The sequence below is a fragment of the Streptomyces sp. NPDC004629 genome (genome assembly GCF_042873595.1).
Classification (GTDB): Bacteria; Actinomycetota; Actinomycetes; order Streptomycetales; family Streptomycetaceae; genus Streptomyces.
Genome location: NZ_JBIALO010000002.1, coordinates 419,510 through 436,841, shown reverse-complemented (window position 1 = coordinate 436,841; position 17,332 = coordinate 419,510). Strand labels below are relative to the sequence as shown.

Sequence of the window (17,332 nt, the reverse complement as noted above, 5' to 3'; positions counted from 1 at the left end):
CGCCCCGGCCGTGCCCCGTGCCCGAGCCGCTCGGCGGCGCCGCCCGACGGCCCGCCGGTGTGTCCGCACTCCGCCTCCCCACCGTCAAGGAGCCACGTCCACCATGGCCACCCCCCACGCCGGCCGTCCGTCCGGCAGACGCATCGCCCCCGCTCGCACCCTGGTCGGCGCTCTCCTCGCCGCCCTCCTCGCCACGTTGTTCGCCACGACTCCCGCCCAAGCCGCCGACGGCCAGATCACCGGGCTCGCCGGAAAGTGCGTCGACGTGGCCGGCGCCGACAGCGCCAACGGCACCGCCGTACAGCTCTACGACTGCAACGGCACCGACGCCCAGCGCTGGTCCAACCCGGGCGATGGAACCCTGCGGGCGCTCGGCAAGTGCCTCGACGTCGTCGACCGCGGCACCGCCGACGGCGCCGCGGTGCAGTTGTGGGACTGCTCGGGCGGCGCCAACCAGCAGTGGGTGGTCACCGCCGCCCACGACATCGTCAACCCGGCCGCCGACAAGTGTCTGGACGTACGGCACAACAACAGCGCCAACGGGACCCGGCTGCAGATCTGGAGCTGCTCGGGCGGCGCCAACCAGAAGTGGAACGCGCCGGCGAGCGGCGGGGGCGGCAATCCGTCCGGATTCGTGGTCAGCGAGGCGCAGTTCAACCAGATGTTCCCGAGCCGGAACCCGTTCTACACCTACAGCGGGCTGACCGCCGCGCTCGGCGCCTACCCCGGCTTCGCCACCACCGGTGGCGACACCGTCAAGAAGCAGGAGGCCGCGGCCTTCCTCGCCAACGTCAACCACGAGACCGGCGGCCTCGTCCACATCGTCGAGCAGAACACCGCCAACTACCCCCACTACTGCGACTGGAACCAGCCCTACGGCTGCCCCGCAGGCCAGGCCGCCTACTACGGCCGCGGCCCGATCCAGCTCAGCTGGAACTTCAACTACAAGGCCGCGGGCGACGCCCTCGGCATCGACCTGCTGAACAACCCCTGGCAGGTCGAGAACAACGCCTCCGTCGCCTGGAAGACCGGCCTGTGGTACTGGAACACCCAGTCAGGACCCGGCACCATGACCCCGCACAACGCCATGGTGGGCGGCGCCGGCTTCGGCCAGACCATCCGCTCCATCAACGGCTCCCTCGAATGCGACGGCCGCAACCCCGCCCAGGTCCAAAGCCGCGTCGACGCCTACCAGCGCTTCACCCAGATCCTCGGCGTCACACCCGGCGCCAACCTCTACTGCTGAGCCGCCGCTCCCCCACCCGGGCGGGACGTCAGCGGCGCTCTCGGCCCTCGACGAGACGGACGAGCTTGTCGAGGGCCATCCGGGTGCCGAGTTCGTTGTCCTCGCGGGGGACGACGTCCGGGATGCCCTTGTGGAACATGACGACCTCTGTGACGCCGTCCTCCTCGGTGAGTGAGGTCGTCAGCGTCATCGGGCCGCGCAGCGCCTCCTCGTCCGTCTCGAACTCGATGGTTTCCACGATCAGTTCGTCCGGCACGAGCCGGGTGAAGCGACCGTGATACGTGTCCGTGTGCGGGCCGGACTTTCCCGTGCCGTGCGGGTCGTCATAGCTGAGGGACACCCGGAACGCACCGTCCTCGCGGGCGTCGAAGGAGTGCACGACGGCGGCCATGCCGTCGGGCACCCGCCACAGGGCGACCGCGGCCGGATCGAGCAGCGCCCGGTAGACGGCGGCACGGGGCGCCCGCACGCGCCGGGAGACTCGGGTGGCATACATGCCGTCACCGTACTGCGCCCCACCGACAACCGCGGCCCGGACGTGCGCCGGGCCGCGGGGCCGGATCCCGGGCGTCAGACGAGGTGGGCGAAGACCACCAGGTTCTCCGTATAGTCCTCGGCCGCGTGGTCGTAGTCCCCGGCGCAGGTGATCAGGCGGGCCTCGGCGCGGGGCGTGTCGGCGTAGACGCGGCGGCTCGGGAAGGCGTCCTTCTCGAACGTCTCGGCGCTGTCGACGACGAAGACGGCGTCCTTCCCGTCGGCGCGCCGCACCGTGAACCGGTCGCCGGTGGCCAGTTCCTCCAGTCCGGCGAAGACGGCGGCGGACGTCTTGGTGTCCACGTGTCCGGCGACGATCGCGGTGCCGGTCTCTCCGGGGGAGGCGCCCTTGGTGTACCAGCCGACGAGGTTCACGTCATCGGCGGGCGGCGGCTGCAACTGCCCCGACGCGTTCAGGGAGAGATCGGTGAACGGGGCGTCGACATCGATCTTCGGGATGAGCAGCCGCGTCGGCCGGGCACGGGGCAGATGTTTTCCGGTCGGCCGGGCGACGGACGTGGCGCCCCCGGCCTGTACCGGTTCGGCCTTGTGGTGTGTCTTTCCACCGATCAGGCCGGCGGCCAGAAGGACGATCGCGACACCCCACACCACCAGGCGCCCGGAGGATTGCGATCCCTGCTCGGCGGGGGTCGGGGACGAGTCGGGAGCTGCCATCGGACACCACCTCACTAGGGCACGGCAGCACAGCGGTCACGGCATGCGGGCTGCCGGCCGCCGGCACGAGCGCTCGGCGGCCGCGGCCCGTGGGTCGCCATTGCGGGTCAGAACACCGACCCGTCGGCGTGCTTGCGGCGCAGCGCGTAGAGGCAGGCGCCGAGGAAGGCCACGACGGCCAGGCCGCCGGCGGTGACACCCGACGTGGCCAGTGCGCCGCCACCGGTGTGCACGCCGCCCCTGGGCCGGTCCTCCCGGTCGCCCCCGCTCCACGAGTCCTTGTTGCGTTCGCCGTCCGCGCCCTTCTCCTTGTCGTTGCCCTTGCCGGAGTTGTCCCTGTAGGTCTCGGGGTCGAACCTGCTGGTGTCGCCGCTGTCCGCGTTCCAGCTGTCGTTCACGGCCGCGGTGAGCGCGCCACCGCCCGTGTGCACGCCGCCCCGCGGCTCACCGCCCCGGTCGCCATGAGCCTTCGCCGCCGCGAGGGCGCCGCCACCGGTGTGCACTCCACCACGCGGCTCACCACCCCTGTCCTCACCCCGGTCCTCACCCTTGTTCTCACCCCGGTGCTCGTCACCACGAGCCGTCAGCGCGGTGAGCGCACCGCCCCCCGTGTGCACGCCACCGCGCGGCTCGTCGCGCCTGTTGTCGTCATCGCGACCCGGCAGCGCGCTGAGCGCGCCACCACCGGTGTGCACTCCACCACGCGGCTCACCACCCCTGTCCTCACCCCGGTCCTCGCCCTTGTTCTCACCCCGGTCCTCGTCACCACGAGCCGGCAGCGCGGTGAGCGCACCGCCTCCCGTGTGCACACCGCCGCGCGGCCGGTCCTCCTGGCCGTCACCACGTGCGTCCACCGAGGTGAGGGCGCCACCACCGGCGTGCACTCCACCACGCGGCTCACCGCCTCGGTCCTCACCCCGGTCCTCACCCTTGTTCTCACCCCGGTCCTCACCCCGGTCCTCGTCACCGCGACCCGGCAGCGCGGTGAGGGCGCCACCGCCCGTGTGCAATCCGCCACGCGGTTCGTCGCGCCTGCTGTCGTTGCCGTTCTCCTTGTTGTACGAAGAATCACCGCGGCCTCCTTCGTCGCCGCCCGAGGCATGGGCGACGGGTGCGGTGATCGCGATGGCGGCCGAGGCGACCGCCGTGGCCAGGATCATGCGAGCAGAACTCATCAGGGAATCCTTTCGCCGTGGCGCGGGCAGCCGATACCGCATCAGCTGAGATCACCCGGGCTCCGACATGAACCACCGTCAAGCACACACTCCGCTCGCACCATCCGGGCCGCCCAGCCGGGTTACCGTCGCACTCCACCCGGCCCACTGCGCCCCGATCCGGGGCACAGTGCCGGTATGCCCCCACAGGACACGAACCCTCTGGCCCAGGGCCGGGTCGCGACCCGGCTCCCCGCGCAGGACCTGGAACGCGCGCGGCGCTTCTACTCCGAAAAGCTCGGCCTGGAGCCGGTCGACGAACGGCCCGGCGGCCTGCTCTACCGGTGCGCATCCGGGGAATTCCAGCTGTTCCGGTCGGCCGGCACCTCGCCCGGAACATTCACCCAGATGTCCTGGCAGGTCGACGACATCGAGACGGCCGTATCGGAACTGCGGCGACGCGGAGTGGTGTTCGAGGAGTTCGAGCTGCCCGCGGTGTACGGCGGCGGCCGGACGCGGGACGGGATCGCCGAGGTCCAGGGGCACTACCGGGGCACGGGCGCGCGGGGCGACCGCGGGGCCTGGTTCCGCGACAGCGAGGGGAACATGCTCAGCATCGGCCAACCGGTCTACTGACCCGCTCGTGACGCGCCGCCCGGCGCGACCGGTTCCGCTCAGCCCGCGAGCCCCGCGGCGACGGTCGCGCCCAGCTCCCAGCACGCCTCGATGTCACCCTTGGCGGGCTCGCCCGTCACGGTCACGGGCTCGGCCGCGCGGCGCCAGCCGAGACCGGTGGTGATCGACTCGATCCCGCGCACCGCCCCGGTGACGTCGTTCCCGCCGTGCACGTAGTAGCCGAAGGGCCGGCCGCGGGTCTCGTCCAGGCAGGGGTAGTAGATTTGGTCGAAGAAGTGCTTGAGGGCGCCGGACAGATAGCCGAGGTTCGCCGGGGTGCCGAGCAGATAGCCGTCCGCGGCCAGCACATCGCTCGCGGTCGCGGACAGCGCGGCCCGCCGCACCACCCGTACGCCTTCGATCTCGGGGGTCGTCGCGCCCGCCACGACGGCCTCGAACATCGCCTGGCAGTGCGGCGACGGGGTGTGATGCACGATCAGCAAGGTAGCCACACCCCGCACCCTGCCGTGGCGGGACTCCCGCGCGCAAAACGGCGCCCGGCGCGGCGCTCGACGCGCCGGCCGGGCGCCTGATCCGGGAGGGCACGGCCGAGGCCGGGCGAGCATGTCAGGCGCGGTGTCCCGCCCGGCGCAGGACCACGAAGCCCGCGATCACCAGCGCCGCGCCGAGCGCGCCCGGCCACAGCTGCGCGCCGGTGTCCGCGAGGCCGCCCTGGACCGCCTGCGGCGCCGGCTGCCCGGTCGCGGTGGGATCGCCGGCCTGCGGGGCGACCGACGTCCCGGCCGGTGCGGGCGCCGTGGTTCCGGTGCCGTCGCCGGCGTCCGCGCCGCCCGGTGCCGCGGCCGGCTCGGTCCGCTCGGGCGAGGCCGTGGCGTAGACCCGGGGTGCCGTGGTGCCGGAGACGGTGGGCGCTCCGGTGTCGGCCGGCTCGGTGACCGGGGTGTCGGCCGGCTCGGTGGCCGGGGTGTCGGCCGGGGGTGCGGTGGGCCGCTCGTCGGCGCTCTTACCGGGTTCCGGCTTCGTGCCGGTGCCGTCCGTGGGGGCGGCGCTCGACGCCGGCGGCTCACCGGGCTCGGGCTCTTCGCTCGGCGCGGGGGCGGCGCCGGCGCCGCACGTCCTGCCGCTGTTGATGCAGTCCGTCATCTCCCGCATCAGATCCTCGTCGAAGACGTTGATGAAGTCTCCGTGGTCCGTGACGGGCTTGTGCAGCTGCTCGGGGAAGGAGTCCACGGCGAACAGCGGGACCGTTCGCCCGCCGTCGGTCAGGCTCGGCGCGTCGACGTCGTAGACGATGCGCTGCACCAGCTGCGGAATCGCCCGGAACCCCGCGGGGCAGCCGCCGTCGGCGGTGGTGAAGGCCACGTGGGTGCGGTGGTTGGCGCTGTCGGTGTTGCGGCCGTCCCAGCAGCTCTGGAACGCGAAGGTGCGCACGACGTCGCTGCCGGCCGGGCACAGCGGGTACTTGTCCTTCAGCTGCCGGTCCTCGAACCCGGTGCAGCTCCAGGAGGCGTTGGCGTTCGCGGGCCCGTTGACGAACGCTTTCGCGTCTCCGGTGATGATCCGCAGCAGCCGCGGCATGGCCGTGACCTTCTCGCGCGGGTTGCCCCCATAGGTGAGGGTGACCTGCTTGGGGGTGACGATCTGACCGGCGTTGCCCTCGGTGCCGCCGCCGGGCGCGTCGGCATCCCGCTCCCGGGTGCCGTTCTGCAGGCGCAGCACCGGCCAGTAGTACGAGGACTTGTCGCCCTTGTCCACGCAGCTGGTGTCCGCGCCCGCCAGGTCGTCATCGCCGGCGAACGCGTTGTTGGCCTGGTTGCCGATGTAGTCGTGGAAGTGGTGGGCGCCGTTGGAGACACCCGGGGCCACGATCACGTTGTCGGAGTTGAACAGGCCGTCCGCGTTGACGCCGCAGTCGCTGGTGAAGCTGCCCCGGGAGGCGTCGGCGGCCGGTGGCTGACTCTGCGGGCCGGGCTGGACCGTGGTGATGTCCTGGTAGTCCGAGGCGACCGGCCCGTTGCCGCCTTGGCCGCTGCCCTGGCCCGGCGCACCGCCGGCCTGGTCCTGACCGGCACCGCCCTGCTCCTGACCGGCGCCGTCCTGCTGCTGTGCGGCACCGCCCTCGTCCCGGCCGCCGTCCGTGCCGTCGCCGGACCGGTCATCGGCCGGGCGCAGGGTGCACTCGGCCAGTTCGTCCAGCCCCTGCGGGCCCTCCCCCGCCCGGTCGATCGCGTCGGCGATCCGGCCGATGGTCGCCGCCCGCTTCTCCTTGAGCGGGTCCATGATGGCGCCGCCGGCGAACCCGGGGTCCTGGCGCCGGTCCTGCGGCGCCTGCTGGAGTTGCCGGTAGGCGGCCGCGATCTGCTCGTCCAGCAGGGCCAGTTCGCGGTCGACCTCACCCCGGGCGGCGTCCGGCACGCTGGTCAGGCGCGTACCGACGTCGGGGCAGTCGATCGTGGCCGCGCCCGCGGCCGACAGCGGGCCGCTCCCGCTCGGCTCCTGACCCCCGCCTTCGGTGGCCGACGCGTAGACGTTCGCCGCTATCAGCCCACCTCCACCCAGCATCAGTGCGACCGCTGCGAAGGTCGCGCGCCGTGCGCCCGTCGGCCGTCTGCGCGTGTTGCGTCCCACGGAAGTACCCCTGCGTCTCAGGTCGTCTCGGCATGGAAATCCCCCGCCCCATACGGATGCGGGCAGCCATGTGTTCAACCGCCCCACAGATTCATGGACACCTCATACAGAACGCAATGCGGCAGCACCCCCACAAGACTCGGCGCCGGTCACGCCATGTGCGCGTCTCGTCCCGGACCGCGACAGTTCCCCCGCGTTCGAGGGTCATGGGTCATACTTCATGAGAAAATGGTGTGAAAACGTCGCTCGACTGGACGGTATCCGACGGACGGCAGGGGCATGAAGGACGCGGATGACATCGACTACGCGGCTGTGTTCCACGCGCTGCCCGGCATGGTCGCCCTGCTGACACCCGACCTCGTGTACACGGACGCCAGTGAGGAGTTTCTGCGCGCCTCCGGCCGCAAGCGGGAGGACGTGGTGGGACGGCACCTGTCCGAGGTTTTCCCGGACAACCCGAACGAACCCGCCGCGACCGGCATGCGCAGCCTGGAGGCGTCCCTGCTGCGGGTGCTGGCCACCGGTGAGCGGGACGCGATGGCCCCGCAACGCTACGACCTCCAGCACCCCGACCGGCCCGGCCACTGGGACAGCCGGTACTGGAGCCCGGTCAACGCTCCGGTGCTGGACCGGGACGGCAGGGTCGCCCTGTTGGTGCACCGGATCGAGGAGGCCACCGAACTCGTACGGGTGCGGCGCGAGACCGCTGCCGGCCGGGGCGAGGTGCTGGAGTCCGAGCTGTACCGGCGCGCCTGCACACTCCAGGACGTCAACGAGCGGTTGCGTCAGGCGCATGCGCGCGAGCGCGAGGTGGCGCTCGCGCTGCAGAAGGCGATGCTGCCCGCCCCACGGCAGATCGGCTGCCACCGGGCCGCCGTGCGGTACCAGCCCGCCGTCGGCGCGCTGAACGTGTGCGGAGACTGGTACGACCTCGTCGACCTGGTCGACGGCGACCGCATCGGCGTGTCGGTCGGCGACGTGGTCGGGCACGGCCTGGAAGCGGCCGGTGTCATGGGGCAGTTGCGCAGCGCCCTGAGCGCCGCCTCACGCGTCGCCGTGGGCCCCGCCCAGGCCCTGGACGTCCTGGGGCGCTACGCCCATGTGGTCGACGGCGCCGAATCGGCCACGGCGGTGACGACGTTCATCGACTTCGACGCGCGCACCATCGCCTACAGCAGCGCGGGCCACCCGCCGCCGGCGCTCGTCCACGCCGACGGCCGTGTGGAGTTCCTCGACCGGGCGACCGATCACCCGCTCGACGCCCAGCCCGATCCCCGGCCGCGCCGGGAGGCCCTGACCACGTTCGGCCTCGGCGCGTCGCTGGTCCTGTACACCGACGGACTGGTCGAGCGGCGGCACGAGGACATCGACGCCGGTCTGGCCCGCCTCGCCGACTCCCTCGGCCGCCATCGCACCGCCGAACCGGAGGTTCTCGCCGACGTCGTGCTGCGGGAGTTGCTGCCGCCCGAGGGCGCCACCGACGACACCGCGCTCATCGTCGTCAGGCTGTGACGACCGGGTCCGGGGACGGATCTCACACCCGCGTATCGGGCATTCCGCGCTCCAACCTTCACACGAGGGACACATGTTGGCTAGGTTGACGCCCAGGCCGCCCGGTCCACCCGGCGAACCCCGTCGGGCCGCGCGGCCGCCGCCGAGTCCGGTGGCCGCCGAGCCGACCGGAGCCGGGGACCCGACCGACGATGGGGTGAATCGGCCCGACTGCCCTGCGGGCAGGGGCCGTAGGGCACGCCTTCCGGAACCGTACGCCCGAACCCGACGGCTGACTCGGCAGGCGGAGCACGGAAGGAGCGCGTCGCCCATGGCGCCGGAGAGCCGCGACGAGGTCCGGCAACGGATCGACAGCCTCTACGACCAGGCCGAGAACGCCACCGGGAACTACAACGCGACGCGTGCGATGACCGCCAGAACACGGACGCGCGGTGTCCCGCTGCGCAAGCGGCCGGGCGGGCGCGGCGATCCCGCCCTCGACGAGGTCGCCCGGCAGTGGTTCGACGTGGCGCGCGCGAAGCTCGGTCCGACCGTTCCGGCCGTGCTCCCGGCCGACCGGATGCCCGAGCGGCCGGTCGGAGACCGCCCCGGCCCTCCCCCGTCGGACGGCGGGCCGGAGGCCGCGGGCCGCCCCGTGCCCGAACTGCCCCCGGGACCCACCCGTCGCACCGTCGCGGAACTGACCGGCGGCCCGGCACCGGCACTGCCCGGCGGCCCGCTCCCGGCACTGCCGGCCGGCTCGGCACCGGCACTGACCGGCGGCCCGGCACCCGAGCCCACCGGCCGCTCGCTCCCGGAGACTGCCGCTCGTTCCGGTCCCGAGCCGGCCGCGGGGCCCGTCGCCGCGCTGCCCGCCGTGCCCGCGCGGCAGCGACAACCCGAGGCGCCGAACGCGTCGGCGCTGCCCGCGCCCGCTATCGGGCGGCACAGGCCCTCACCGGCCGATTCCAAGGAGAGCAACCGCCGCAAGCTCGCCGCGGCACGCGAGATGCTGACCCGGCACGCTGTGCGGCAACCGGAGGCGGTGACGGCGATCGAGCCTCGGCCTGAAGCAGCGGCGGCGTCCGAGCCCCGGCCTGAAGCGGTGGCGGTGGTGGCGTTCGAGCCCCAGCCGGAAGCTGTAGCGGTGGCGGCGGCGATCGAGCCGCGGCCGGGAGCAGTGGCGGTGGCGGCGTCCGAGCCCCGGCCTGAAGCAGCCGTGCCCTCCGGCTCTTCCGGCACCGGCTCCCCCGTCGGCACGGAGTCCTTCGCCGCCGGCACGCCGACCGTCACGGATTCCTTCGCTCCCGTGGGGGCCGGGGGCCGGGCAACCCAGGCCGTGGCCTTCGCCCGGGCGCAGATCGGCCGGCCGTGTGTCTGGGGTGCGACCGGGCCCGACTCGTACGACTACGCCGGCCTCACCCAGGCCGCGTGGAAGGCCGCCGGGGTGTCCCTGCCGCGCTCGGCGCAGGAGCAGGCCCTCGCGGGCACCCCGGTCGCACTCACCGGCATCCGCGGCGGCGACCTCGTCTTCTTCTTCGACAACGACGGCCACGTCGGCCTCTACGTCGGCGACGGCATGATGGTGCACGCCCCCGGCCCGGGCTCGGCCGTCCGCGAGGAGTCCATCTACGGCGCCGGCGAGTCGGCGATCCACCGGGTGATACGGCCGGCCTGACCCCGTGAGCGGCCGCTCCAGAGGGCCGACCCGGCGGGGCATAAGGCCGGTTTATGGGGTCATAGGGCCGACCCGCGTACTAACTTAGGTGTGCCTTAGTTTAGGCTTCCCGTTCGAGTCGCCCGTTGTCACTCGAAGGGAACCTGATCATGCCGCGCCCCCTGCGGGTAGCCATCGTCGGAGCCGGCCCCGCCGGGATCTACGCCGCCGACGCCCTGCTGAAATCCGAGGTGGCGGCCGAACCCGGCGTCTCCATCGACCTCTTCGAACGGATGCCCGCACCCTTCGGCCTGATCCGGTACGGCGTCGCTCCCGACCACCCCCGCATCAAGGGCATCGTCACAGCCCTGCACCAGGTGCTCGACAAGCCGCAGATCCGGCTGTTCGGGAACGTCGACTACCCGCGCGACATCAGCCTCGACGACCTGCGCGCGTTCTACGACGCCGTGATCTTCTCGACCGGCGCGATGGCCGACCGGGACCTGCGCATCCCCGGCATCGACCTGGACGGCTCGTACGGCGCCGCCGACTTCGTCTCCTGGTACGACGGCCACCCGGACGTGCCGCGCACCTGGCCGCTGGAGGCCGAGAAGGTGGCCGTGCTCGGCGTCGGCAACGTCGCGCTCGACGTGGCCCGCGTCCTGGCCAAGACGGCGGACGAACTGCTGCCGACGGAGATCCCGCCGAACGTGTACGACGGCCTGAAGGCCAACAGGGCCCGGGAGATCCACGTCTTCGGCCGCCGCGGACCGGCCCAGGCGAAGTTCAGCCCGATGGAGCTGCGCGAGCTGGACCACTCCCCGAACATCGAGGTCATCGTCGACCCCGAGGACATCGACTACGACGCGGGCTCGATCGAGACCCGGCGCGGAAACAAGCAGGCCGACATGGTCGCCAAGACGCTGGAGAACTGGGCGATCCGCGACGTCGGCGACCGGCCGCACAAGCTGTTCCTGCACCTCTTCGAGTCGCCCGCGGAGATCCTCGGCGCGGACGGCAAGGTCGTCGGCCTGCGCACCGAACGCACCGCCCTCGACGGCACCGGCAACGTGAAGGGCACCGGGACCTTCAAGGACTGGGATGTCACGGCCGTCTACCGGGCCGTCGGCTATCTGTCCGAGAAGCTGCCCAAGCTGCCGTGGGACCTGGATTCGGGCACCGTCCCGGACGAGGGCGGCCGGGTCATCGAGGAGAGCGGCGCCCACCTTCAGTCCACTTATGTCACCGGCTGGATCCGGCGCGGTCCCGTGGGTCTGATCGGCCACACCAAGGGCGACGCGAACGAGACGGTGTCCCACCTCCTGGACGACCACGCGAACGGCCGTCTGCACACGCCCGAGTCACCCGCGCCGCAGGCCGTGGACGCGTTCCTCGCCGACCGGAACATCCGTTTCACCACCTGGGGCGGCTGGTACCGACTGGACGCCGCCGAGAAGGCGCTGGGCGAGAGCGAGGGCCGCGAGCGCGTGAAGATCGTCGAGCGCGAGGACATGCTCCGGGAGAGCGGGGCGTAGGCAACGAAGGCGTCCGTGGGCCCGGCGCTCGTCGACGACCCGCCGAACCCACGGGCACCGGACCCACGCCCCGGACCCGCGGGCGCCGGACCCACGCCCCGGACCCACGGGCACCGAACCCACGCCCTGGACCCACGGGCGCTGGACCGACCGGCGCCGGACCGGCTGGCGCGCCCCACGGCCCGGTGGGGTGCGCCCCCTGGATCGCGCCGGCCGCGAAGGGCCGTCGGCGGCGCGGGCCCCGGGGGCGAAGCGTTCGCCGACGAGGCGGTGGAGGGCCGCCTCCGGGCGCGGCTCGCCGGGCAGCGGCAGCCGGGCGTGGTCGGCCCCGGCGTACGGGTCGTGGCCGCCGAGGCGGTACCGGTTCGGATCCTCGGCCGCCCGCGGGGCCACGGGCCGCGCCGACTCGTCGCGGATGACCTTCAGGGCCGGCTTTGCCGTCCGCTCCACCGTGTCGCCCGCGGCCGCGAGCCGGCTGCGCTGGTCGCGCTCGATCTCCAGCCGGGCCGCCCGATCCCGCAGCCCGGCCAGCTGGGCCCGCCGGATCCGCACCATCAGGCCGAGCGCCACGGCGGCCGTCGCCGTGCTCAGCAGCAGGAACAGCGCGTCCCATACGGACACCGCGACCAGTGCCATCGCCGCCGCCATCACCCCGCAGGCCCACGCGGCCCCGGAACCGCGGCCGGCCCGCGCCGGGCGTGAACGGGGCCCGCCCCCTGAGCGGATGGGCGGGCGGGCCCCGTTCGGCACCCCATTGTCGTGGGCCGCGAGGGCTCACCGGCATGGGTGAACCAGGGCCGTGAGCGGTGCGCCGCGCACACCCCGGGTGCGCCGGGCGCTCCCGGACGCGCCGCGCGCTCCCCGTGCGCGCGGGCCGGGGCGGAACCGGCGCCACGCGAACACGCCCCGACCCGGCCGCCGGGCCGCGTTGCGCAGCGGTGATACTGGAAGGCGCACGCCGCCTCCACCGCAGATGGGCCCATGTCGAACTCCGCCAGTGACCGCTCCCCGATCCCCGGCACGGTGTGGCAGGCCCGCGGCCGCCATGCCGGCACCTCTTCGGAGGACGTTCTACGCCGCACCCTGCGTCGGCACAAGGGCGGCAGGATCCTCGACGACTTCGCCGAACCCCCCGTGCCACCGGACACCGCCGGGCGGGTCTTCGAGGCGCGCTGGCGGGTCGACGGCGAGGTGCCGGTGCGGGCCCGGCTGACGCTCCTGCCCCCGCGGGACCGGGCGGACGGGCGCGAGTGGCGGCTCGTGGCGGAGGCGGAGCGGCCGTGGGAGGACAACTGGCCTTCCCCCGCGACCATGTTCTGGCCCGACACTCACGACACTCCAGACGCTCCAGACACTGTCGACGTCCCCTGGGACCACCACCACGCCGTCACCGGGCTGCGCCTGCGCGACATCAACCCGCTCCCCGCGGACGACAAGGCCATGCGGCGGATCTTCCGCGACACCGCGCGCGGGTCCTGGTCCGTCCACCTGGTCGTGCACGAGGCCATGACTCCGGACGAGCGGGGCAGGCTGCCGCTGGCCCGGCTGCTGCCGCCTGGGCTGCGCCATCGCGTCATGGAGCACCGGGCCGCGCCGCACCAACTGCGCGCCGTCAACTGGGCGCTGCGCGACCAGGGCGTGGAGGTGCCACGCGGCGGGGCCGTCCTGCTGCCGCCGCAACCGGCCCCGGACGGCTACGACGCCATGGAGTACGCCGTGCGCAGCGTCTTCCTGGACGGCTCGGAACCCGCCGAACTCCTCGACGCGCTGCGGCGCTTCACCGCCCTGCCGAAGCCGTCGCCCGAGGGCGCCGCAAAGGCGCTGGCCGACCTGCGTGACAACTGGACGCTGATGACCGTGGAGGAGGAACTGGCCCGTGAGCGCGGGCTGGTGGCGATGTACGCCGAGGCGCTGGAGGCGATGACCAGGTCCCGCGACCTGTACCGGGAGGCAGCGGAGAAGGCCCATGAGGCACTGGCCGCCTACCGCGACGCACCCGCCCCGCCGGCCGAGCGGCCCGGGCCGGCCGCGCCGCCTGCGGCGTCCCCGCTGCGGCAGTTCACGCGGACGTTCGCCTGGCTGACGGGCGGCGCCAAGGGGACGCGTACGCCGGGCGGTGACGACGCCGACGAGGTGAAGGGGCCCCCCTGATCCGGGGCGAAGCGGTACGGCGGCTGCGGACCGGGAAAGCGAAGGAGTAGCCGGGCAAGAGCAGGAAACGGACAGGAGTCTCCATGGACACGACCACGACCGTGCTTCTGGTCGCCGCGGTGCTCGCGGCCGCCGTCCTCGTCGTGGCCCTCGTCCTGCTGGTCCGGCTGGTCCGCGCCCGGCAGACGCTGCGGCGGGCCGGGCTGCCCACGGGGCCGCGCTGGATCTTCTGGGGCGCCGTCCTCTACCTGGTGCTGCCGGCCGATCTGCTGCCCGACCCGGTGTACCTCGACGACATCGGCGTGCTGCTGCTCGCGCTGCGCTCTCTGCGCAGCGGCTCGACACTGCCGACGGACGGCACGAAGCCCTGATCACCTCCCCCGCCCGGCCGGTGGCGGCCGGCATCGGGACGTGTACGCCCTGCCGCCACAGCAGGGCGCCGTCGAGGGACAGGCCCTGGCCCTCCCCCGGTCGCGCCGGGCCTGTCGGACCGCCGGAGTCGGGGCCCCGTCGCGAACCGCCCACCGGCGCTGCGCGGGGTCCCTTCCGGAACGGAACCTCCGGGCCGTGGGTGCGGCCGGGGTGGCGTCACTCACACGGCGGGCGCGACCGGGACGGAACCGAGGCCCGGGAGGAAGGAAACGGGCGGCGCGCACGGCCGGAACCGCCGCACGGCGGCGTCGGGCCCGGGGCCCTTCGCGCCCCCGGGCCACGGCGCGCCCGCCCGCCGGCGAACGCTGCGGGCGGTCGGGCCGCCCGGCGGGGCACTCACGGGATGGTCACCGTGGGTGAGCCCGGGGTGCCGGATCGCCGGCCGTCGGCACCTGCGACGCCTCTCGCCTCACACGGCCGGGCAGTGTAGACATGGCACATGGACCGCCCGCCCGGCCAGTCCCGTACTCGGCCGCCCCGTCCTCCCGGGCACAGTCACGCACCCCCGGCCTCGCGGGTGCAGGCCGTGGCCGGTCCGCGCCGCACCGGCCGCGGACGGCTGCGGTCGGCGCTGGGCGGGCGCAGCGTCGCCGTGCAGGTCTTCGTTTTCCAGGTGGTGATCGTGCTGCTGCTGGTCGTGTCGGCCGTGGTGGCGCAGGTCCTCCAGGTGCGGCACGACAGCACGATGGAGGCCCGCAGCCGTTCACTCTCCGTGGCCGAGACGTTCGCCAACGCGCCGGGCACGGTGGAAGGGCTGCGCAGCCCGGATCCGACCGCCGCACTGCAACCCAGGGCGGAGGCGACCCGCAGGGCGACCGGTGTCGACTTCATCGTCGTGATGAACACCGACGGGATCCGCTACACGCACCCCGAGGCGGACCGCATCGGCAAGAAGTTCGTCGGGAACATCGGCCCGGCGCTGGCCGGAGGCACCGTCACCGAGGAGGTCGAGGGGACCCTCGGCCCACTGGTGCAGGCCGTGGTGCCCGTGAAGGCGCCCGACGGCAGGGTGGTGGGCCTGGTGTCGTCCGGCATCACCACCGCGCACGTGGGTGTCCTCGCCGACCAGCAGCTGCCGCTGCTGCTGGCCTCCGCAGCCGCCGCACTCGCCCTGGCCACCGCGGGCACGGCGCTGGTGAGCCGCCGGTTGCTGCGGCAGACCAGGGGACTGGGCCCGCACGAGATGACGCGGATGTACGAGCACCACGACGCGGTGCTGCACGCGGTCCGCGAGGGTGTGCTCATCGTCGGCGGCGACGGCCGGCTGCTGCTGGCCAACGACGAGGCGCAGCGCCTGCTCGGCCTGCCGCCGGACGCCGAGCGCCGGCACGTCCTGGACCTGGGCCTGGACGCGGACACTGCCGGCCTGATCGCCTCGGGCCGCGCCGCCACCGACGAGGTGCACCTCGTCAAGGACCGGCTGCTGGCGATCAACCAGCGGCCCACGCACCTGCGGGGCGGTCCGCCGGGCAGCGTCACCACGCTGCGCGACTCCACGGAGCTGCGCGCCCTGTCCGGCCGGGCGGAGACGGCCCGCGAACGCCTCGACATGCTGTACGACGCCGGGGTGGGCGTCGGCACCAGCCTGGACGTGACCCGCACCGCCGAGGAACTGACGGAGGTGGCCGTCCCCCGCTTCGCCGACTTCGTCTCCGTGGATCTGTACGAGGCCGTCCTCGGCGGGGAGGAGCCGCAGCCCGGCGCCGCGCTGTGCCGCGTGGCCTGCAACGGCCTCGGCAAGGACGCCCCGCTCTACCAGGTGGGCGAGCGGATCCGTTTTGTGCCGTCCGCGCCGCAGGGCCGCAGCCTCGCGACCGGCCGCGCCGTGGTCGAAGCGGTGCTGAGCGAGGCGCCGGGCTGGCACGCGCAGGACGTGGAGCGTACCGCCCGGGTGATGGAGTACGGCATCCACTCGCTGGTCACGGTGCCGCTGCGAGCGGGCAGCCTGCTCCTGGGCCTCGCCAACTTCTGGCGGTCGGAGCGGCCCGAGCCGTTCGACCGGGAGGATCTGGCCCTGGCCGAGGAACTGGTCGCGCGGGCCGCGGTGTCCATCGACAACGCGCGCCGTTACACCCGCGAGCACAGCATGGCGGTGACGCTCCAGCGCAGTCTGCTGCCGCGCAGCCTGCCCGAGCAGGGCGCGCTGGAACTCGCCTACCACTATCTGCCGGCGCAGTCCGGGGTGGGCGGTGACTGGTTCGACGTACTGCCGTTGTCCGGTGCCCGGGTGGCGCTGGTCGTCGGCGACGTGGTCGGGCACGGGCTGCACGCCGCGGCCACGATGGGCCGGCTGCGCACGGCGGTGCACAACTTCGCCGCGCTGGATCTGCCGCCCGACGAACTCCTCGGCCTGCTGGACGAGTTGGTCGGCCGGATCGACCAGGACGGGACGCCGGCCGACCGCGGCGCGGCGGTCACCGGCGCGACCTGTCTGTACGCGATCTACGATCCGGTGTCCCGTCGCTGCACCCTCGCCCGAGCCGGTCATCCGCCGGCCGCGCTGGTCCGGCCCGACGGCACCGTGGAGTTCCCGGACGTGCCGGCCGGGCCCCCGCTCGGCCTCGGCGGTCTGCCCTTCGAGACGGCCGATCTGGACCTGCCCGAGGGCAGCCGGCTCGTGCTGTACACGGACGGGCTCGTGGAGGACCGGGACCGGGACATCGACGTCGGTCTCGATCTGCTGCGGACCGCGCTGGAACAGGCCGGCGGCTCGCCCGAGGACACCTGCCGGGCCGTCCTGGACGGGCTGCCGGCCCGCCCCCACGACGACATCGCCCTGATCGTCGCGCGCACCCGCGCACTCGGCCCGGACCGGGTGGCCGACTGGCGGGTGCCGTCCGATCCGGCCGCCGTCTCGGAGGTACGGGCCGCCGTGACCAGGCAGTTGACCGAGTGGCGCATCGAGGAGATGACGTTCACCACGGAGCTGATCCTCAGCGAGCTGGTCACCAACGCGATCCGCTACGGCCGCGCCCCGGTCGGCGTGCGGCTGCTCCGCGACCGGTCCCTGATCTGCGAGGTCGCCGACAGCAGCACGACCTCGCCGCACCTGAGGTACGCGGCGAGCACGGACGAGGGCGGACGCGGCCTGTTCCTCGTCGCCAAGATCGCGGACCGCTGGGGCACCCGGTACACGCCGTCCGGAAAGGTCATCTGGGCGGAGCAGAGCCTGCCGGCGGTGCCGTGAGGCTCC

At 73.6% G+C, this 17,332-nt stretch carries 13 protein-coding genes, 1 pseudogene and 1 riboswitch; of the genes and pseudogenes, 8 read left to right on the top strand and 6 right to left on the bottom strand.

The features are described from left to right. Positions 1–103 precede the first annotated feature (103 nt). A complete protein-coding gene (locus tag ACFYTE_RS04975) occupies positions 104–1,246 on the top strand; it encodes a glycoside hydrolase family 19 protein (RefSeq protein ID WP_388704966.1) in 1,143 nt (380 codons plus the stop codon). A gap of 28 nt (positions 1,247–1,274) precedes the next feature. On the opposite strand, the gene ACFYTE_RS04970 is transcribed toward ACFYTE_RS04975, so the two are convergent. The 3 genes from ACFYTE_RS04970 to ACFYTE_RS04960 form a co-directional block, all read right to left on the bottom strand. Further along, entirely contained in the window at positions 1,275–1,742 is a 468-nt protein-coding gene (locus tag ACFYTE_RS04970; protein WP_388704963.1) for an SRPBCC domain-containing protein, read from the bottom strand. Between the two features lie 74 nt (positions 1,743–1,816). Further along, positions 1,817–2,455 (bottom strand): class F sortase, encoded by a 639-nt coding sequence (locus ACFYTE_RS04965; protein ID WP_388704960.1) that lies wholly within the window; start codon positions 2,453–2,455, stop codon positions 1,817–1,819. 107 nt (positions 2,456–2,562) lie between these two features. Further along, positions 2,563–3,630, bottom strand: a complete 1,068-nt coding sequence (locus tag ACFYTE_RS04960) for a hypothetical protein (protein ID WP_388704957.1) — start codon at positions 3,628–3,630, stop codon at positions 2,563–2,565. Positions 3,631–3,807: 177 nt separating this feature from the next. On the opposite strand from ACFYTE_RS04960, the gene ACFYTE_RS04955 reads away from it, so the two are divergent. After that, complete coding sequence (locus ACFYTE_RS04955; RefSeq protein ID WP_388704955.1) at positions 3,808–4,245, top strand: VOC family protein; 438 nt, start codon at positions 3,808–3,810, stop codon at positions 4,243–4,245. Between the two features lie 38 nt (positions 4,246–4,283). On the opposite strand, the gene ACFYTE_RS04950 is transcribed toward ACFYTE_RS04955, so the two are convergent. Both ACFYTE_RS04950 and ACFYTE_RS04945 read right to left on the bottom strand, forming a co-directional pair. Next, entirely contained in the window at positions 4,284–4,736 is a 453-nt protein-coding gene (locus ACFYTE_RS04950; RefSeq protein ID WP_388704952.1) for a flavodoxin family protein, read from the bottom strand. Between the two features lie 115 nt (positions 4,737–4,851). Then, on the bottom strand, positions 4,852–6,807 hold the full coding sequence (locus tag ACFYTE_RS04945; protein ID WP_388705185.1) for a DUF1996 domain-containing protein: 1,956 nt from the start codon (positions 6,805–6,807) through the stop codon (positions 4,852–4,854). Positions 6,808–7,152: 345 nt separating this feature from the next. Between ACFYTE_RS04945 and ACFYTE_RS04940 the strand changes: the two genes are divergently transcribed. The 3 genes from ACFYTE_RS04940 (at position 7,153) to ACFYTE_RS04930 (ending at position 11,556) form a co-directional block, all read left to right on the top strand. Next, positions 7,153–8,385, top strand: a complete 1,233-nt coding sequence (locus tag ACFYTE_RS04940) for a PP2C family protein-serine/threonine phosphatase (RefSeq protein WP_388704950.1) — start codon at positions 7,153–7,155, stop codon at positions 8,383–8,385. 146 nt (positions 8,386–8,531) lie between these two features. Then, positions 8,532–8,686: riboswitch (cyclic di-AMP (ydaO/yuaA leader) on the top strand. A 9-nt stretch (positions 8,687–8,695) separates the two neighbouring features. Next, complete coding sequence (locus tag ACFYTE_RS04935) at positions 8,696–10,042, top strand: NlpC/P60 family protein (protein WP_388704947.1); 1,347 nt, start codon at positions 8,696–8,698, stop codon at positions 10,040–10,042. 149 nt (positions 10,043–10,191) lie between these two features. Then, complete coding sequence (locus tag ACFYTE_RS04930) at positions 10,192–11,556, top strand: FAD-dependent oxidoreductase (RefSeq protein WP_388704944.1); 1,365 nt, start codon at positions 10,192–10,194, stop codon at positions 11,554–11,556. A 453-nt stretch (positions 11,557–12,009) separates the two neighbouring features. Here ACFYTE_RS04930 and ACFYTE_RS04925 read toward each other — a convergent pair. Beyond that, positions 12,010–12,219: pseudogene (locus tag ACFYTE_RS04925) on the bottom strand (sensor histidine kinase); the annotation flags it as partial. A 318-nt stretch (positions 12,220–12,537) separates the two neighbouring features. Here ACFYTE_RS04925 and ACFYTE_RS04920 point away from each other — a divergent pair. From ACFYTE_RS04920 to ACFYTE_RS04910, 3 genes are all read left to right on the top strand, one after another. Then, positions 12,538–13,707, top strand: coding sequence for a hypothetical protein (locus ACFYTE_RS04920; protein ID WP_388704941.1), 1,170 nt, complete (start codon positions 12,538–12,540; stop codon positions 13,705–13,707). An 83-nt stretch (positions 13,708–13,790) separates the two neighbouring features. After that, positions 13,791–14,078, top strand: coding sequence for a DUF1232 domain-containing protein (locus ACFYTE_RS04915; protein ID WP_388704938.1), 288 nt, complete (start codon positions 13,791–13,793; stop codon positions 14,076–14,078). A 500-nt stretch (positions 14,079–14,578) separates the two neighbouring features. Further along, entirely contained in the window at positions 14,579–17,326 is a 2,748-nt protein-coding gene (locus tag ACFYTE_RS04910; protein ID WP_388704935.1) for a SpoIIE family protein phosphatase, read from the top strand. Positions 17,327–17,332: the final 6 nt, after the last annotated feature.

Coding starts and splice junctions, on each gene's coding strand:
- ACFYTE_RS04975 (WP_388704966.1), top strand. CDS start 104: ATGGCCACCCCCCACGCCGGCCGTCCGTCCGGCAGACGCATCGCCCCC.
- ACFYTE_RS04970 (WP_388704963.1), bottom strand. CDS start 1,742: ATGTATGCCACCCGAGTCTCCCGGCGCGTGCGGGCGCCCCGTGCCGCC.
- ACFYTE_RS04965 (WP_388704960.1), bottom strand. CDS start 2,455: ATGGCAGCTCCCGACTCGTCCCCGACCCCCGCCGAGCAGGGATCGCAA.
- ACFYTE_RS04960 (WP_388704957.1), bottom strand. CDS start 3,630: ATGAGTTCTGCTCGCATGATCCTGGCCACGGCGGTCGCCTCGGCCGCC.
- ACFYTE_RS04955 (WP_388704955.1), top strand. CDS start 3,808: ATGCCCCCACAGGACACGAACCCTCTGGCCCAGGGCCGGGTCGCGACC.
- ACFYTE_RS04945 (WP_388705185.1), bottom strand. CDS start 6,807: ATGCTGGGTGGAGGTGGGCTGATAGCGGCGAACGTCTACGCGTCGGCC.
- ACFYTE_RS04940 (WP_388704950.1), top strand. CDS start 7,153: ATGAAGGACGCGGATGACATCGACTACGCGGCTGTGTTCCACGCGCTG.
- ACFYTE_RS04935 (WP_388704947.1), top strand. CDS start 8,696: ATGGCGCCGGAGAGCCGCGACGAGGTCCGGCAACGGATCGACAGCCTC.
- ACFYTE_RS04930 (WP_388704944.1), top strand. CDS start 10,192: ATGCCGCGCCCCCTGCGGGTAGCCATCGTCGGAGCCGGCCCCGCCGGG.
- ACFYTE_RS04920 (WP_388704941.1), top strand. CDS start 12,538: ATGTCGAACTCCGCCAGTGACCGCTCCCCGATCCCCGGCACGGTGTGG.
- ACFYTE_RS04915 (WP_388704938.1), top strand. CDS start 13,791: ATGGACACGACCACGACCGTGCTTCTGGTCGCCGCGGTGCTCGCGGCC.
- ACFYTE_RS04910 (WP_388704935.1), top strand. CDS start 14,579: ATGGACCGCCCGCCCGGCCAGTCCCGTACTCGGCCGCCCCGTCCTCCC.